Source organism: Salmonella sp. HY31 (genome assembly GCF_042604575.1).
Classification (GTDB): Bacteria; Pseudomonadota; Gammaproteobacteria; order Enterobacterales; family Enterobacteriaceae; genus Salmonella; species Salmonella diarizonae.
The window spans coordinates 2,449,158-2,464,445 of sequence record NZ_CP170479.1 but is presented as its reverse complement, the minus strand read 5'-3'; the positions used below and the strand labels follow the sequence as shown (position 1 = coordinate 2,464,445).

The window sequence follows — 15,288 nt, the reverse complement described above, 5'->3', positions numbered from 1 at the left end:
CGTAAGCGGCCCTTTTTTATAGCACCCTTATTATTTTATCGCGCCTGCTATACAGTTCAGATATAAATGATATAGTGGTTATAGTTAACATCTTTTTTATTATTAAATCGTATTAGCAGCTCAATGAAGCCTGCGGATAAACGATGGTCTGATGGCGCTAATCTGGATGATGTATTATGAAATTGCAGCAGCTTCGCTACATTGTTGAAGTGGTTAATCATAACCTTAACGTCTCCTCTACCGCTGAGGGGCTGTATACTTCCCAGCCGGGGATCAGCAAGCAGGTTCGGATGCTGGAAGATGAGCTTGGCATTCAGATTTTCGCCCGCAGTGGTAAACATCTGACTCAGGTGACGCCCGCAGGCCAGGAGATTATCCGTATTGCGCGTGAGGTGCTCTCCAAAGTTGATGCCATTAAGTCGGTCGCAGGTGAGCACACCTGGCCGGATAAAGGCTCGCTCTATATTGCGACTACCCATACTCAGGCGCGTTACGCATTGCCAGGTGTGATTAAAGGCTTTATCGAGCGTTACCCGCGCGTTTCGCTGCATATGCATCAGGGGTCGCCAACGCAGATTGCGGAAGCGGTATCGAAAGGGAACGCCGATTTCGCGATTGCCACAGAAGCGCTGCATTTGTATGACGATCTGGTGATGTTGCCATGCTATCACTGGAACCGTTCGATAGTGGTGACGCCGGATCATCCATTGGCGGCAAAGCCTTCCGTAACGATTGAAGAGCTGGCGCAGTATCCGCTGGTGACGTATACCTTTGGCTTTACCGGACGCTCCGAACTGGATACCGCCTTTAATCGCGCCGGGTTAACGCCGCGGATCGTCTTTACCGCGACCGATGCGGATGTGATTAAAACATATGTCAGGTTGGGGCTGGGCGTTGGCGTCATTGCCAGCATGGCGGTAGATCCGCTTGCCGATCCCGATTTAGTGCGGGTTGACGCGCACGATATTTTTAGCCACAGCACCACGAAAATCGGTTTTCGCCGTAGTACTTTTTTACGCAGCTATATGTATGATTTTATTCAGCGTTTTGCGCCACATCTGACGCGTGACGTGGTGGATACGGCGGTGGCGTTGCGTTCTAATGAAGAAATTGAAGCGATGTTTCAGGATATAAAGCTGCCTGAAAAGTAATGGCACCGTCGGTTTGCGTTGTATTTGCATGCCAGCCAAAGACGTCTTTTGAAATATCCCTCGAAGTATTGCGGGTAATTCTCAGCAAAATAGTGCTGAATTACCCGCCCCGCAAATTTCTTTTTCCAAATAGTTATCTTGAGTCAAAAGATTGATTTATTCACTGGAAACGATTCGTAAATTGACTGGATTTTTGACTAAAGTTTATTTAGGATTTGTCTCATCTGATGATTAATTGTACCGATTGTTTGGTGCTAAAATGATAAGTGATACCGATAGCATGAGGTTAGTAATGCCTTCTGAAAACCAGGAACCGCACCGCGACCCTGAGCTCAAACGTAAAGCATGGCTGGCGGTTTTTGTGGGTTCTGCGTTGTTCTGGGTAGTGGTAGCGCTTGTTATCTGGCATTGGTGGGGCTAAGTGAGCAGTACATCGGAACACGAGCACGTCGTCGCGTCCCCGATTCAACCTCGTGACGATGATAAAACACCGAATACGACCGTTTTCCGGTCTGTTCCGCAAAACTGGACGCTCACGCCGCAGCAGCGGGCATTTATTGATGCTTTTGCTGACGATGAACCACAAAAATAATATCCGTCTTTTTATTGGCGTTACTGTTTTTATTAACGCTGTCTTATTACACCGCAGCAACCGTGTGCTGAGCGCCTCTCAGTATTGATTAAACACAGTTGGTGTCGCCTATGTTAACGTCAAATATAAAGTATTGGTCATGGACTGGCGCGTTTATGTTATCGCTACTGTTCTGGGCTGAGTTAATCTGGATTGCCGTCTAATCTCGCCGAAGCCCGATAATGCGTTATTTATCGGGCTTTTTCATGTTCGGTTCACGCCTGTTAGGTTTCTCCTCTTTTAGCAATTTGGGTTGTTATCAAAACGTTACATTTTGTTTGTGTTATCTTTAATACAACCCTGTGGAGAATCAGGGTAACGCAACCCTGTCATTTAAGGAGGAGCTATGTCGTCAACCCTACGAGAAGCCAGTAAGGATACATTGCAGGCCAAAGATAAAACGTATCATTACTACAGTCTGCCGCTGGCTGCCAAATCCCTGGGCGATATCGCCCGTTTGCCCAAATCACTTAAAGTGTTACTGGAAAACTTGTTGCGCTGGCAGGACGGCGAGTCTGTGACTGATGAGGATATTCAGGCGCTGGCTGGTTGGCTTAAAAATGCCCATGCCGATCGTGAAATCGCCTGGCGGCCCGCCCGTGTCCTGATGCAGGACTTTACCGGCGTGCCTGCCGTTGTCGACCTGGCGGCGATGCGTGAAGCCGTTAAACGCCTCGGCGGCGATACGGCGAAAGTGAACCCGTTATCGCCGGTCGATCTGGTTATCGACCATTCTGTGACGGTCGATCATTTCGGCGATGACGATGCGTTTGAAGAAAACGTGCGGCTGGAAATGGAACGTAACCATGAGCGTTATATGTTCCTGAAATGGGGACAGCAGGCGTTCAGCCGTTTCAGCGTTGTGCCGCCCGGAACCGGCATTTGCCATCAGGTTAACCTGGAATACCTGGGCAAAGCTGTCTGGAGCGAATTACAGGACGGGGAGTGGATTGCCTACCCGGACTCGCTGGTGGGGACCGACTCCCATACGACTATGATTAATGGTCTGGGCGTATTGGGGTGGGGCGTGGGCGGTATCGAAGCGGAAGCGGCGATGCTTGGTCAGCCCGTGTCGATGCTTATCCCGGATGTCGTCGGTTTTAAGTTAACCGGTAAACTCCGGGAGGGGATCACCGCCACTGACCTGGTGCTAACCGTCACGCAAATGCTGCGTAAGCATGGCGTAGTGGGTAAATTTGTTGAATTCTATGGCGATGGTCTGGATTCACTGCCGTTGGCGGACCGCGCGACCATCGCTAATATGTCGCCGGAATATGGCGCAACCTGTGGTTTCTTCCCAATTGACGCCATCACCCTGGAATATATGCGATTAAGCGGACGTAGCGACGATCTGGTCGAGCTGGTTGAAACCTACGCGAAGGCGCAGGGAATGTGGCGTAATCCCGGTGACGAACCGGTATTTACCAGTACGCTGGAACTGGATATGGGCGATGTCGAGGCCAGTCTGGCCGGGCCGAAACGCCCGCAGGATCGTGTGGCGTTAGGCGATGTGCCGAAAGCCTTTGCTGCCAGCGCTGAGCTGGAACTGAATACCGCGCAAAAAGATCGCCAGCCGGTTGACTATACGATGAACGGACAGCCATATCAGCTTCCGGATGGCGCTGTCGTCATTGCCGCAATCACCTCCTGTACGAACACCTCGAATCCCAGTGTGCTGATGGCGGCAGGATTACTGGCGAAAAAGGCAGTAACGCTGGGGTTGAAGCGTCAACCGTGGGTCAAGGCTTCTCTGGCGCCGGGTTCAAAAGTGGTGTCTGACTATCTGGCGCAGGCCAAACTTACGCCTTATCTGGATGAACTCGGTTTTAACCTGGTCGGTTACGGCTGTACGACCTGTATCGGTAACTCCGGCCCGTTGCCGGAGCCTATCGAGACCGCGATTAAAAAAGGCGATCTGACAGTAGGAGCCGTGCTTTCCGGTAACCGAAATTTTGAAGGGCGTATCCATCCGCTGGTGAAAACGAACTGGCTGGCGTCGCCGCCGCTGGTTGTAGCGTATGCGCTGGCCGGAAACATGAACATTAACCTCGCGACAGATCCGCTGGGGTACGATCGTAAAGGCGATCCGGTATACCTGAAGGATATCTGGCCTTCGGCGCAGGAAATTGCCCGTGCCGTTGAACTGGTGTCATCGGATATGTTCCGTAAAGAGTATGCGGAAGTGTTTGAGGGCACGGAGGAATGGAAATCGATTCAGGTTGAATCGTCCGATACCTACGGCTGGCAATCGGATTCAACCTATATTCGCCTGTCGCCTTTCTTTGATGAGATGCAGGCCCAGCCTGCGCCCGTCAAAGATATCCATGGCGCGCGTATCCTGGCGATGCTGGGGGATTCGGTGACGACCGATCATATTTCTCCGGCCGGCAGCATCAAGCCGGACAGTCCCGCCGGACGTTATCTGCAAAACCACGGCGTTGAGCGGAAGGATTTTAACTCCTATGGCTCACGGCGCGGCAACCATGAAGTGATGATGCGCGGCACGTTCGCCAATATTCGTATTCGCAACGAAATGCTGCCTGGCGTCGAAGGTGGGATGACGCGGCATTTGCCGGGTACGGAAGCGATGTCGATTTATGACGCTGCGATGCTTTACCAGCAGGAAAAAACGCCGCTGGCGGTGATTGCCGGGAAAGAGTATGGGTCGGGATCGAGCCGTGACTGGGCGGCAAAAGGTCCGCGGCTGTTAGGTATCCGCGTCGTGATCGCCGAGTCGTTCGAACGTATCCACCGCTCAAACCTGATTGGGATGGGGATTCTGCCGCTGGAGTTTCCACAGGGCGTAACGCGTAAAACGCTGGGACTGACCGGGGAAGAGGTGATTGATATCGCGGATCTGCAAAACCTGCGCCCTGGCGCGACCATTCCGGTGACGTTAACGAGACCGGACGGTAGTAAAGAAACGGTGCCATGCCGCTGTCGCATTGATACCGCAACCGAGCTTACTTACTACCAGAATGACGGCATATTGCACTATGTTATAAGAAATATGCTGAACTAAGGCCGTTTATCGGGCCTGCCGTGAACAGGCAGGCCCGCGCTTTAATAAACGGAGGTTTACTTACTTAGCAGGTGGCCCATTTTGGCGGCTTTAGTATCCAGATAATGCTCGTTATTAGGATTACGGCCCACAATGAGCGGAACGCGTTCAACGATATTAATTCCCGCTTCGGTCAGTATTTCGACTTTCTTCGGATTATTGGTCAGCAGGCGAACTTCATCCACGCCCAGTAATTTGAACATATCCGCGCACAGGGTGAAATCACGCTCATCGGCGGCAAAACCGAGCTGATGATTGGCCTCCACTGTGTCATAGCCTTGATCCTGTAACGCATACGCACGAATTTTATTAAGCAGGCCGATATTGCGGCCTTCCTGGCGGTGATAAATCAGAATACCGCGTCCTTCTTCCGCAATATGCGTCAGCGCGGCTTCCAGTTGAAAACCACAATCACAACGCAGACTAAAAAGCGCGTCCCCGGTAAGACATTCGGAATGAACGCGAGCCAGTACCGGCGTTTTACCTGAAATATCGCCAAAAACCAGCGCGGCATGGTCGTGTCCGGTTGCCAGTTCTTCAAATCCCACCATCAGAAAGTCACCCAATGGGGTTGGCAGTTTGGCTTCTGCCACACGTTTAAGCTGCATGTATTTCTCCAGATTATGCTGACGCCTGCGGTGTCGTCGCCTGTTGGCCTGTATCCCACTATTTTGCCATAAGGCGGCGGACATCACCTAATCACTACCACGTAATTGCTCAGGAATGGCACAAATTTGTCAATTTTCCAGTCCGGCGAGAATTTTCAGTTATGATTGTGATACTTACTTATAAAAGGAGCATCCATGCTTTCAATTGCGAGGCGCACTGCGGCAGGCGCCGCACTGTTGCTTATCATGCCGCTCGCCGTATGGGGATCAGGCTGGCAGTGGCAGCCAGGACATCAGATCTGGTGGCTAAAAACGCTATTCCGGATAACGGAAACCGTGACCCAACCCTGGGGCGTTATCACGCATGTAATTCTTTGTGGATGGTTCTTATGGTGCCTGCGATTTCGCCTGCGCGCCGCCATTATGCTGTTTGCGATCCTCGGCGGGGCGATTATCGTCGGGCAGGGCGTGAAGTCATGGGTAAAAGAACGCGTACAGGAGCCACGGCCATTTGTGGTCTGGCTTGAAAAAACGCACCATATTCCCGTCGATGAGTTCTACACTTTAAAGCGTACAGAGCGCGGATATTTAGTGAAAGAGCAGTTGGCCGGGCAACAGAACATCCCGGTTTTCCTGCGTCAGCACTGGCAAAAAGAGACGGGCTTTGCGTTTCCCTCCGGACACACCATGTTTGCAGCGAGCTGGGCGCTTTAGCCGTTGGTCTGTTATGGCCGCGCAGACGTACTTTCACCATCGCGTTTTTGTTAGTCTGGGCGACCGGTGTAATGGGCAGCCGTTTGCTTCTGGGAATGCACTGGCCACGAGATTTAGTGGTCGCCACGCTCATCTCCTGGTTATTAGTTACCCTGGCGACCTGGCTGGCGCAGCGAATTTGCGGGCCGCTTACGCCGCCTCGTGAAGAAGCGCAAGAAATTGCTGAACGGGAGCAGGAACGCTAACAACGGTTGATTTTCTGTCAATTGTCCTTAAATCATCTGATGGCGGGCGCTTTTCCATTTCGCGCGAGGCGTGAAAATGGTAATTTAGAAGGCTGGATGCGGTAAGTTGGATACGATTTATTCGCGCAAACCACATAACGGGAAGTAATGTGAAATATCTACTCATTTTCTTACTGGTATTGGCGATTTTTGTTATTTCAGTGACACTGGGCGCGCAGAATGATCAACAGGTGACGTTTAACTACCTGCTGGCGCAAGGGGAGTATCGTATCTCCACGTTACTTGCTGTGCTATTCGCCGCCGGTTTTGCGATTGGCTGGCTGATTTGCGGCCTGTTCTGGCTACGGGTCCGCGTTTCCCTTGCCCGCGCTGAACGCAAAATTAAACGACTGGAAAACAAGCTCTCGCCAGCAACCGACGTTGCGGTCACTGCCGATTCGTCGGTTGTAAAGGAATAATCATATATGTTGGAGTTGTTATTTCTGCTGTTGCCTGTAGCCGCTGCCTATGGGTGGTATATGGGTCGCAGAAGTGCGCAACAAACAAAACAGGATGAAGCTAACCGCCTGTCGCGCGATTATGTCGCAGGGGTTAACTTCCTGCTGAGTAACCAACAAGATAAAGCGGTGGATCTGTTCCTCGATATGCTTAAAGAGGATACCGGCACCGTTGAGGCTCATCTCACCCTCGGTAATTTGTTTCGCTCTCGCGGCGAAGTCGATCGCGCCATTCGTATTCATCAAACGTTAATGGAAAGCGCTTCATTGACCTATGAACAGCGTTTACTGGCCGTTCAGCAACTGGGGCGCGATTATATGGCCGCCGGTTTATATGACCGCGCGGAAGATATGTTTAACCAACTTACTGACGAAACGGAGTTTCGCGTAGGCGCGTTACAGCAGCTCTTGCAAATCTATCAGCTCACCAGCGACTGGCAAAAGGCGATCGAAGTAGCAGAACGGCTGGTGAAACTGGGCAAAGATAAACAGCGTATCGAAATCGCCCACTTTTACTGTGAGTTAGCTTTACAGCAGATGGGCAACGACGACATGGATCGCGCGATGGCGTTGCTGAAAAAAGGTGCCGCCGCAGATAAAAATAGCGCCCGGGTGTCTATCATGATGGGGCGCGTCTATATGGCGAGAGGGGATTACGCCAAAGCGGTCGAAAGCCTGCAACGTGTTATCGTCCAGGATAAAGAGCTGGTCAGCGAAACGCTGGAAATGTTGCAGACCTGCTATCAACAGCTCGGTAAAAATGCCGAGTGGGCGGAGTTCTTACGTCGCGCCGTTGAGGAGAATACCGGTGCTGGCGCTGAGTTAATGCTTGCCGATATTCTGGAAGCGCGCGAAGGTAGTGACGCAGCCCAAATCTATATCACTCGTCAGCTACAGCGACATCCCACCATGCGGGTATTCCATAAGCTGATGGATTACCATCTCAACGAGGCGGAAGAAGGGCGGGCGAAAGAAAGTTTGATGGTACTACGCGATATGGTTGGCGAGCAGGTGCGCAGTAAACCGCGATATCGTTGCCAGAAATGCGGTTTTACCGCCTATACCTTATACTGGCACTGTCCATCCTGCCGGGCATGGTCGACCATTAAACCTATTCGTGGACTTGATGGGCAGTAGCATATAAAAAAACCTTCACTTTAGTTACAACATACTTAATGAAATATTATAAGAAACGACGCTGACATCGGCGGCCAGGGTTTCGCAGGTTGTCAATCGAACCTGTTAATTTCCCTGCACCGCAGGTAGAATGCACGCCGTTTACCCAATTTGCGCCACTCCGGTGCCCATTATCAAGAAGGTCTGGTCATGACGTTTACTGCTTCATCTTCTTCCTACGCTATTACTGAATCGCCTGTCGTTGTGGCGTTGGATTACCATGAACGCGATAAAGCCCTGGCGTTTGTCGACAAAATCGATCCTTGCGATTGTCGCTTAAAAGTGGGCAAAGAGATGTTCACGCTGTTTGGTCCACAACTCGTTCGGGATCTCCAGCAACGTGGGTTTGATGTCTTTCTTGATCTAAAATTTCATGATATTCCCAACACAACGGCCCGGGCAGTCGCCGCTGCGGCGGATCTGGGCGTCTGGATGATAAACGTGCATGCGTCTGGCGGGGCGAGAATGATGGCTGCAGCGCGCGACGCGCTGGCACCATTCGGTAAAGATGCGCCACTGCTCATTGCAGTGACCGTGTTGACCAGTATGGAAACCAGCGATCTGTGCGATCTGGGCATGACGTTGTCACCGGCGGAGCATGCGGAGCGGCTGGCGCGTCTGACGCAGCAATGCGGGTTGGATGGCGTGGTCTGTTCTGCTCAGGAAGCTGTCAGATTTAAACAGGTCTTTGGCTCTGCATTTAAGCTGGTGACGCCGGGCATTCGGCCTGCAGGCAGCGAGGCGGGCGACCAGCGACGCATTATGACGCCCGAACAGGCATTATCCGCCGGCGTCGACTATATGGTGATTGGCCGTCCGGTCACGCAATCGGTTAATCCGGCGCAAACGCTGAAGGATATTAACGCGTCACTGAAACGGGAGGTATAATGAGCGATTCCAATAGTCGTCTGGTTTATTCAACGGAGACGGGGCGCATTGAAGAACCTAAAACGGTGCTGGTTCGTCCAAAAGGGGATGGTATCGTTCGCATTCAGCGTCAAACCAGTGGCCGCAAGGGTAAAGGCGTATGTTTGATTACCGGTATTGAGAGGGATGATGCGGAGTTAACCAAACTGGCGGCTGAACTGAAGAAAAAGTGCGGCTGCGGCGGGGCAGTAAAAGAAGGGATTATTGAAATTCAGGGCGATAAACGCGACCTGATAAAATCGTTGCTGGAAGCTAAAGGAATGAAAGTAAAATTAGCTGGCGGTTAATAAAAACGCCACGGTTGTAAATTACCGTGGCGTAAAAGTCAACTTTGTCTATTTTTGTAATCCAGACCTGAAAAGAATAATCGTATTATTTTGAACCGTTCAATATTTAAACGTCTGGATTATTTTCCGACCTGGTGACCAATAACGCCGCCGACCGCCGCGCCGCCCAGGGTGCCTAAGGTACTGCCGTCTGTTAACACTGCGCCGCCCAATGCCCCAGCACCTGCGCCAATAGCCGTGTTGCGATCGCGCTTGGACCAGTTTGAGCAGGCGCTCAGAGACATTGCTACGGTGATTGCCAGCACAGCAGCGGCCATTTTTTTGCTCGTCATAAACATAATACTTTCTCCTGAATTAACGATTCACGGAATTAAGCTCACTTTAACTATAGTTAAAATAAAACCTGTTAAGAGATTTTCCGTAAAACCTGATTGCGCAGGGATATATCACGCAGGTGATAGTCACTTCCTGTTATTTCGCTAGTATTAATTTTACGATGTTGCGCTCGTTACAACAGGTAAATAGTCTTAATTCGGGGGCGGAAAAGTCTTAGAGAGAGGATGATTTGCCATAGGGCAAATCATCGGGAAATATTTTAACTGGATGAGCCAATAACATTGACTAGCAGCCCGGCATGTTCTAACTGCATTTGATCGCTGGCGGAAATTCTGGAATCTGTAATGACACGATGGAAGCGAGAGAGCGGGCCCAGGGTATAGGGATGCACGCAGCCAAATTTGGAGCTATCGGTGAGGACAATCGCTTCTGAGCCTTTTTCCAGAACCGCGTTAACCACATCCGAGCGCATCATGTCGCGTCCAGTAAAGCCGGTATCAGCCTGCCAGCCATCAATACCGATAAACGCCTTGCTGAAATGCACTTGCTGGATAAACTGTCGCGTCAACGGCCCTACCATGCTTTCACTTTTTTTCTGATAGATTCCACCGAGGAGAATGACTTCGCAAGGGGTTTCTTTAAGCAGGTGTGCGATATAACTGCTCACGGTGATGATCGTAACATCTTTTTGTTCTGCCAGCGCTCGGGCCAATAGCGCATTGCTACTGCCATTTTCAATAAAAACGGATTCTCCTGGACTGACCAGCGAGGCGGCGAACTCCGCCAGTCGGCGTTTTAGTGTGTAATTAGTCATCATGCGAGTCTCTACGTCATCGCTCTCAAGCGAAACAGCAAAACCGTGCGCACGGCGTAAATAGCTCTGTTTTTCCAGGGTATTCAGATCCTGACGAATCGTGACTTCAGATACGCCGGTAATTTTCGCCAGTTCAGCAACGCTCATCTGGCCTTTATCAACCACCATTTGCAAAATTGATTGTTGTCGGGAGTTCATAGTATTAATTTTATACGTTAAAAGGAGTTACAGACATTCAGAGAACCGGGAAGGGCTAACGGCCACCCCGGAGCAAATAATCGCTATCAGATTTCCCAGGGTGACCCGGGAGCACGGGGTGGCGAGATACCGTCTTTAACCTGATCTAACAGCTCTGCTCTCAATATTTCAAGGTTATTGATGGCCGAATGGTAATCGCCAGCAACAAGGATATCCAGCACGGTATCAATGCGTTGGGCAATTCGTTGTGCTTCGATATCAGACATGTTTGTCATCCTTAATGTCAGAAAAGGTTTAAATTCATGATGCAGAAATTAATCTGAAAAGAGAAGGGAAAAATAGGGTTAGGCCTGTCTGCATAGGCTGTTCTCTCTATTATCGCCGTCATTAACGCATTTTTTTCGTCTGATAACGTTTGTACCAGCGTTCAAAAGAAACGGCGGGCATAGGTTTGGCGAATAAAAAGCCCTGTCGTTCATTGACGCCGTTTTTTGTCAGGAAGGCATCTTCTTTAGCATTTTCTACGCCTTCGGCAATCACTTGTAAATTTAGTGCCTGAGCCACCGCGACAATCGCCCGAACCAGAGATTGCGACAGCGGTTGCTTATGGATGTCTCTGACGAAAGCCTGATCCAGTTTAACGGCATCAATAGGGAATCGGGCGAGTTGGGAAAGCGAAGAATAACCGGTGCCGAAATCATCCAGATGAATCTGAGCGCCGAGCTGACTAAATTGCTGGATAACCGATAGCGCCAGCGTGTCGTTTTCAATCAGGCAGCTTTCTGTTAGCTCGACATCGATCGGACAATACTCAAAATTCAGATCGTACAAAACCTGCTTAAGCGAGGTAAAAAGCGTCTGGTCGGCCAGTTGTCGCGCCGAAAAGTTAACGGCTACGCGCAAATTAATCCCTTTATCGCGCCATTTCGCAATCTGGCGAACCACATCCAGAATCACCCAGCGGCCCAGCGGAACGATGAGTCCTGACTCTTCGGCGTATGAGATGAACTCCAGCGGCGGAATTAATCCGCGTTCCGGCGATTGCCAGCGTACCAGCGCTTCCAGGCTACGTACTTCGCCGCGCCAGGTAATTTTGGGTTGATAGTGAATAAGTAACTGGTCGTTTTCCAGCGCTTTTCGCAGGTTTGTGTCCAGCCAGTGGTAGTCAAATACGCGCTGATTCATTTCCGGCGAAAAAACGCAAAACTGACCGCGGCCGCCTTCTTTGGCGTTATACATTGCGGTGTCGGCATTACGAATGATACTTTCGCTATCCTGTCCGTGCTGGGGGGCCAACGAAATGCCAATGGCGCATCCCGTGTAAACTTCAATGAGTCCAATACGAAACGGTTGCCGCAGTCGGGTAAGGATTCGTGAGGCTACGGCTTCCAGCGCGCCCTGAGACGTATGGGCAGCGAGGACAATGAATTCATCCCCTCCCAGTCTGGCCAGCAATTGATCTTCCTCCAGACAACTCAACAGCGCCAGTGAAACGGCCTGTAAGAGCTGATCGCCAAACATATGCCCGTAGGCGTCATTAATTTTCTTGAAGTTATCCAGATCGAGATAAACGATACCCACCTGCGACTCGCCAGCCGCGGCAATAGCATTGTTAATAAATTCATGGATAGCATTGCGATTAGGCAGGCCGGTGACGGTATCTGTATTCGCCAGTATGCGTAAACGCTCCTGAGCCCGCCTTTCTTCGGTAATATCTGTGCCGGCGCAGATCAGGAAAATTTCGTTTTTACCGCTACCGCTATGGACGAATTTATTACGAAATAAGAACAGGCGTTGGCCTTTACGGGTCTTTATCCAGCGTTCGATTTCATAGGCATTGCCATTGCGAAAAAAAACCTCAATGTAGTGCCGGGAGGCGGCAGCCTCCCGGCGACTCATAAATAATTTAAAGACGCTTTGACCAATCACATCTTGCTCTTTTAAGCCCGTGTACTCTTCGCATAACCGATTAAATCGACAGATTTTTCCCTGGCTATCCAGTATCGCAATGACTGAGCTGGCTTCTGATACGATTTGCTCGGCAAAAGAGAGTTCCTGCGCCTGCGTTGGTACGACAGCGGGCGTATCAGGCCAGGTTGAAAGGCTGCCCGCCCATTCACGTTTATTAATCTTACGGCCTACCAGGTGCGCAGAGATAGCCTGTTTTTCTATTAACAACGTTATCAGCATGCTGGAGGTAATTGCCGTCATTTCCCGGATACGCCCGGCTTGCTCCGGCGATAACTCAACCGTTTTTTCTGCGTCCGTTTCACCTGCCGGAGATAGATGCAGCACGTTGCGATCATCTACCAGGCGCCAGTAAGTATGAAGGGGACTTAGCGCCGTTTGTTCCTGAATCTGTTTGATCATGCGTACCATCCCATTTAAGCGCCAGATGCCCGAAAAGAAAGGTTAGCCATGTTATACATAAGGTTAATTATGGCTGAACGTATTGTTTTATTTATATATTCATATGTAATCCAGATTCTGGAAAAAGCATAGTCGCCAGCTAAAAATAACAAGAAATGGGGCACCTGGATAAGATTAAACGCCGAGCGTGCCGGAGGGGATAAGAGGGAAAGAAAACGGCCTTTGCTGAAAAGGCAAAGGCCGTTGAGAACGCTATGCGTAGTTACGCTGCCGGTCGGGCAATAATGCTACGTGTTTCCATGCGAACCTCGGCAATAGTGACATCAATAACATCCGTCACTTTATAAACCGTCTCACCTTTAATCTGTACCGTACCGTTTTCCTGGCTGCACACCAGTTCATCGCGGACGGCGTGCAGGAACGGGGCAGGGATAAAGGCGACAGCGCCGTTATCGACCAGTCGCACACGCATACCACCGCGGCTGACGTCAATAATTTCTGCCGCGAAACGGGTATCCGTACCCGCCTTATCGTTAAGGAAGCGCGCATATAACCAGTCGCCGACATCGCGCTCCGCCATACGGTTCAGGCGGCGGCGTTCCGCCATTTGCTGGGTGATGTCTTCCTGTGGGCGCGCAATGGTCTCACCCTTGATGACCGCTTTCAGCAGACGATGGTTAATCATGTCGCCATACTTACGGATAGGAGAGGTCCAGGTGGCGTAAGCCTCAAGACCGAGACCGAAATGCGGCCCCGGTTCGGTGCTGATTTCCGCAAAAGACTGGAAGCGCCGAATGCGGCTGTCGAGGAAACCGGAGGACTGCGCATCCAGTTCGCGACGCAGTTTACAGAAGCCTTCCAGAGTCAGCACCTCTTCGGCATCGATATGTAGACCATGCGTTTTCAGCAGCGCCGCCAGAGCGTCGGCATTAGCGGGATCGAAGCCCGTATGTACGTTGTAAATACCAAAACCGAGCTTATCGCGCAGTACGCGCGCGGCGCAAAGGTTGGCGGCAATCATCGACTCTTCTACGATACGGTTAGCGATACGGCGCGGTTCCGCCACAATATCCAATACTTCGCCTTTTTCGCCAAGCACAAAGCGGTAATCCGGACGATCTTTAAAGACTAACGCATGATGATGACGCCACTCACCGCGGCTCAGACAAATACGGTGCAACAGGCGAATCTGCTGGGCAATGCCTTCGTTATCCGGCTGCCAGGTGCCGCTATTTTCCAGCCAGTCGGAGACATTGTCGTACGCCAGCTTGGCCTTCGACTCGATCGTGGCCGCAAAAAAGGCGATATCATCGTCAATGGCGCCGTCCGCGGCGATGATCATGCGACAGGCGAGCGCCGGGCGCACTTCGTTGGCGCGCAGCGAGCACAGATCGTCAGACAGCTCACGCGGCAGCATAGGAATATTGAAGCCCGGCAGGTAGTTGGTGAAGGCGCGAATTTTCGCTGCGTTATCCAGCTTACTACCTTCGGCAATCCAGGCGGTAGGATCGGCGATAGCCACCGTTAACTGAAGTCTGCCGTCCGCCAATTCCTCGGCATAAAGCGCATCATCCATATCCTCGGTGCTGGCGCTATCGATAGTAACGAAATTCAGCGCGGTCAGATCCTGACGCTCCAACCCTTCGTCAAGCATTTCCGTCGTTACGCCATTTGGCGCTTCTTTTTCCAGGTTGTGGCGGGCAAGCGTAACCCACCAGGGAACAAAGTGATCGTCGGCAAAGGTGATGTACTGCGTTAAATCGGCGTAAAACGAACGGTCACCTTTAAGCGGATGGCGGCGCATTTCGGCAACCGCCCAGTCACCTTCTTTGAACTCATGCTGAACGCCGCGCGCGGCGCGGCAGGGAATCGCGTCTTTCAGCAACGGATGATCCGGCACGATGGATAGACGGTCATTTTTACCCTGAACTTTTCCCACAAAACGCGTCAGGAACGGTTCGATCAGTTCTTCCGGCTCGGCAGACTCACGTTCTTTTTCTGTGTGGATGACCGCGACGATGCGATCGCCATGCATCACTTTTTTCATCTGCGGCGGAGGAATGAAATAGCTTTTTTGCGCGTCAACCTCGAGGAAGCCAAAGCCTTTTTCCGTGGCTTTTACGACCCCTTCAGCGCGCGGCGTCTGGGAATGCAGTTGCTGTTTAAGCTGCGCTAGCAGCGGGTTGTCCTGAAACATATTCGTCTATTTTCGTAGCCAAAAGAGCGGCTGACAGTTTTACGCGATTCTGCCTGGCGCAGCAAGCGCTCTTTCA

General features: G+C 51.2%; 15 protein-coding genes and 1 pseudogene. 10 read left to right on the top strand and 6 right to left on the bottom strand.

Annotated elements, in window-relative coordinates:
* Positions 1-176: 176 nt before the first annotated feature.
* The 5 genes from cysB to acnA all read left to right on the top strand — a co-directional run bounded on the left by cysB (position 177) and on the right by acnA (position 4,804).
* The gene (gene cysB / locus ACE15A_RS11695; RefSeq protein WP_023246916.1) at positions 177-1,151 is read left to right on the top strand and encodes an HTH-type transcriptional regulator CysB; all 975 of its coding nucleotides are present in this window, start codon (positions 177-179) and stop codon (positions 1,149-1,151) included.
* Positions 1,152-1,431: 280 nt separating this feature from the next.
* Positions 1,432-1,572: a YmiA family putative membrane protein gene (locus ACE15A_RS11690; protein ID WP_213083627.1), complete on the top strand. Its 141-nt coding sequence runs from the start codon at positions 1,432-1,434 to the stop codon at positions 1,570-1,572.
* Positions 1,573-1,743, top strand: coding sequence for a hypothetical protein (locus ACE15A_RS11685; protein ID WP_072158643.1), 171 nt, complete (start codon positions 1,573-1,575; stop codon positions 1,741-1,743).
* Between the two features lie 110 nt (positions 1,744-1,853).
* Positions 1,854-1,946, top strand: a complete 93-nt coding sequence (gene ymiC / locus ACE15A_RS11680; protein ID WP_223232400.1) for a small membrane protein YmiC — start codon at positions 1,854-1,856, stop codon at positions 1,944-1,946.
* 182 nt (positions 1,947-2,128) lie between these two features.
* Positions 2,129-4,804, top strand: a complete 2,676-nt coding sequence (gene acnA / locus ACE15A_RS11675) for an aconitate hydratase AcnA (protein WP_023246914.1) — start codon at positions 2,129-2,131, stop codon at positions 4,802-4,804.
* A 56-nt stretch (positions 4,805-4,860) separates the two neighbouring features.
* Here acnA and ribA read toward each other — a convergent pair whose 3' ends face one another.
* Complete coding sequence (gene ribA / locus ACE15A_RS11670) at positions 4,861-5,451, bottom strand: GTP cyclohydrolase II (protein WP_001176284.1); 591 nt, start codon at positions 5,449-5,451, stop codon at positions 4,861-4,863.
* A gap of 195 nt (positions 5,452-5,646) precedes the next feature.
* On the opposite strand from ribA, the pseudogene pgpB reads away from it, so the two are divergent.
* The 5 genes and pseudogenes from pgpB (at position 5,647) to yciH (ending at position 9,297) form a co-directional block, all read left to right on the top strand.
* Positions 5,647-6,410 (top strand): annotated as a pseudogene (pgpB, locus tag ACE15A_RS11665) (phosphatidylglycerophosphatase B).
* A 149-nt stretch (positions 6,411-6,559) separates the two neighbouring features.
* Positions 6,560-6,868 carry a lipopolysaccharide assembly protein LapA gene (gene lapA, locus ACE15A_RS11660; RefSeq protein ID WP_000876280.1) on the top strand — a complete coding sequence of 103 codons (309 nt, stop codon included), beginning with the start codon at positions 6,560-6,562 and terminating at the stop codon, positions 6,866-6,868.
* A gap of 6 nt (positions 6,869-6,874) precedes the next feature.
* Entirely contained in the window at positions 6,875-8,044 is a 1,170-nt protein-coding gene (gene lapB / locus ACE15A_RS11655) for a lipopolysaccharide assembly protein LapB (protein ID WP_023246679.1), read from the top strand.
* Between the two features lie 189 nt (positions 8,045-8,233).
* Positions 8,234-8,971 (top strand): orotidine-5'-phosphate decarboxylase, encoded by a 738-nt coding sequence (gene pyrF, locus ACE15A_RS11650; protein ID WP_053507933.1) that lies wholly within the window; start codon positions 8,234-8,236, stop codon positions 8,969-8,971.
* On the top strand, positions 8,971-9,297 hold the full coding sequence (yciH, locus tag ACE15A_RS11645) for a stress response translation initiation inhibitor YciH (protein ID WP_023246677.1): 327 nt from the start codon (positions 8,971-8,973) through the stop codon (positions 9,295-9,297). Before pyrF ends, yciH begins: the two co-directional genes overlap by 1 nt.
* A gap of 119 nt (positions 9,298-9,416) precedes the next feature.
* On the opposite strand, the gene osmB is transcribed toward yciH, so the two are convergent.
* The 5 genes from osmB to ACE15A_RS11620 form a co-directional block, all read right to left on the bottom strand.
* On the bottom strand, positions 9,417-9,635 hold the full coding sequence (gene osmB / locus ACE15A_RS11640; RefSeq protein ID WP_000481166.1) for an osmotically-inducible lipoprotein OsmB: 219 nt from the start codon (positions 9,633-9,635) through the stop codon (positions 9,417-9,419).
* Between the two features lie 257 nt (positions 9,636-9,892).
* Positions 9,893-10,645: a DNA-binding transcriptional regulator YciT gene (locus ACE15A_RS11635; RefSeq protein WP_023246676.1), complete on the bottom strand. Its 753-nt coding sequence runs from the start codon at positions 10,643-10,645 to the stop codon at positions 9,893-9,895.
* Between the two features lie 86 nt (positions 10,646-10,731).
* A complete protein-coding gene (locus ACE15A_RS11630; RefSeq protein WP_023246675.1) occupies positions 10,732-10,911 on the bottom strand; it encodes a hypothetical protein in 180 nt (59 codons plus the stop codon).
* Between the two features lie 121 nt (positions 10,912-11,032).
* A complete protein-coding gene (pdeR, locus tag ACE15A_RS11625) occupies positions 11,033-13,015 on the bottom strand; it encodes a cyclic di-GMP phosphodiesterase (protein ID WP_064055955.1) in 1,983 nt (660 codons plus the stop codon).
* A gap of 262 nt (positions 13,016-13,277) precedes the next feature.
* A complete protein-coding gene (locus ACE15A_RS11620; RefSeq protein ID WP_023246673.1) occupies positions 13,278-15,212 on the bottom strand; it encodes an exoribonuclease II in 1,935 nt (644 codons plus the stop codon).
* Positions 15,213-15,288 lie beyond the last annotated feature (76 nt).

Bases quoted from the DNA above. Each gene is read 5' to 3' on its own strand.
- ACE15A_RS11635 (WP_023246676.1), bottom strand. From the start codon at position 10,645: ATGAACTCCCGACAACAATCAATTTTGCAAATGGTGGTTGATAAAGGC.
- ACE15A_RS11630 (WP_023246675.1), bottom strand. From the start codon at position 10,911: ATGTCTGATATCGAAGCACAACGAATTGCCCAACGCATTGATACCGTG.
- pyrF (WP_053507933.1), top strand. From the start codon at position 8,234: ATGACGTTTACTGCTTCATCTTCTTCCTACGCTATTACTGAATCGCCT.
- ACE15A_RS11620 (WP_023246673.1), bottom strand. From the start codon at position 15,212: ATGTTTCAGGACAACCCGCTGCTAGCGCAGCTTAAACAGCAACTGCAT.
- ACE15A_RS11690 (WP_213083627.1), top strand. From the start codon at position 1,432: ATGAGGTTAGTAATGCCTTCTGAAAACCAGGAACCGCACCGCGACCCT.
- ribA (WP_001176284.1), bottom strand. From the start codon at position 5,451: ATGCAGCTTAAACGTGTGGCAGAAGCCAAACTGCCAACCCCATTGGGT.
- lapB (WP_023246679.1), top strand. From the start codon at position 6,875: ATGTTGGAGTTGTTATTTCTGCTGTTGCCTGTAGCCGCTGCCTATGGG.
- ymiC (WP_223232400.1), top strand. From the start codon at position 1,854: ATGTTAACGTCAAATATAAAGTATTGGTCATGGACTGGCGCGTTTATG.
- cysB (WP_023246916.1), top strand. From the start codon at position 177: ATGAAATTGCAGCAGCTTCGCTACATTGTTGAAGTGGTTAATCATAAC.
- pdeR (WP_064055955.1), bottom strand. From the start codon at position 13,015: ATGATCAAACAGATTCAGGAACAAACGGCGCTAAGTCCCCTTCATACT.
- osmB (WP_000481166.1), bottom strand. From the start codon at position 9,635: ATGTTTATGACGAGCAAAAAAATGGCCGCTGCTGTGCTGGCAATCACC.
- yciH (WP_023246677.1), top strand. From the start codon at position 8,971: ATGAGCGATTCCAATAGTCGTCTGGTTTATTCAACGGAGACGGGGCGC.
- acnA (WP_023246914.1), top strand. From the start codon at position 2,129: ATGTCGTCAACCCTACGAGAAGCCAGTAAGGATACATTGCAGGCCAAA.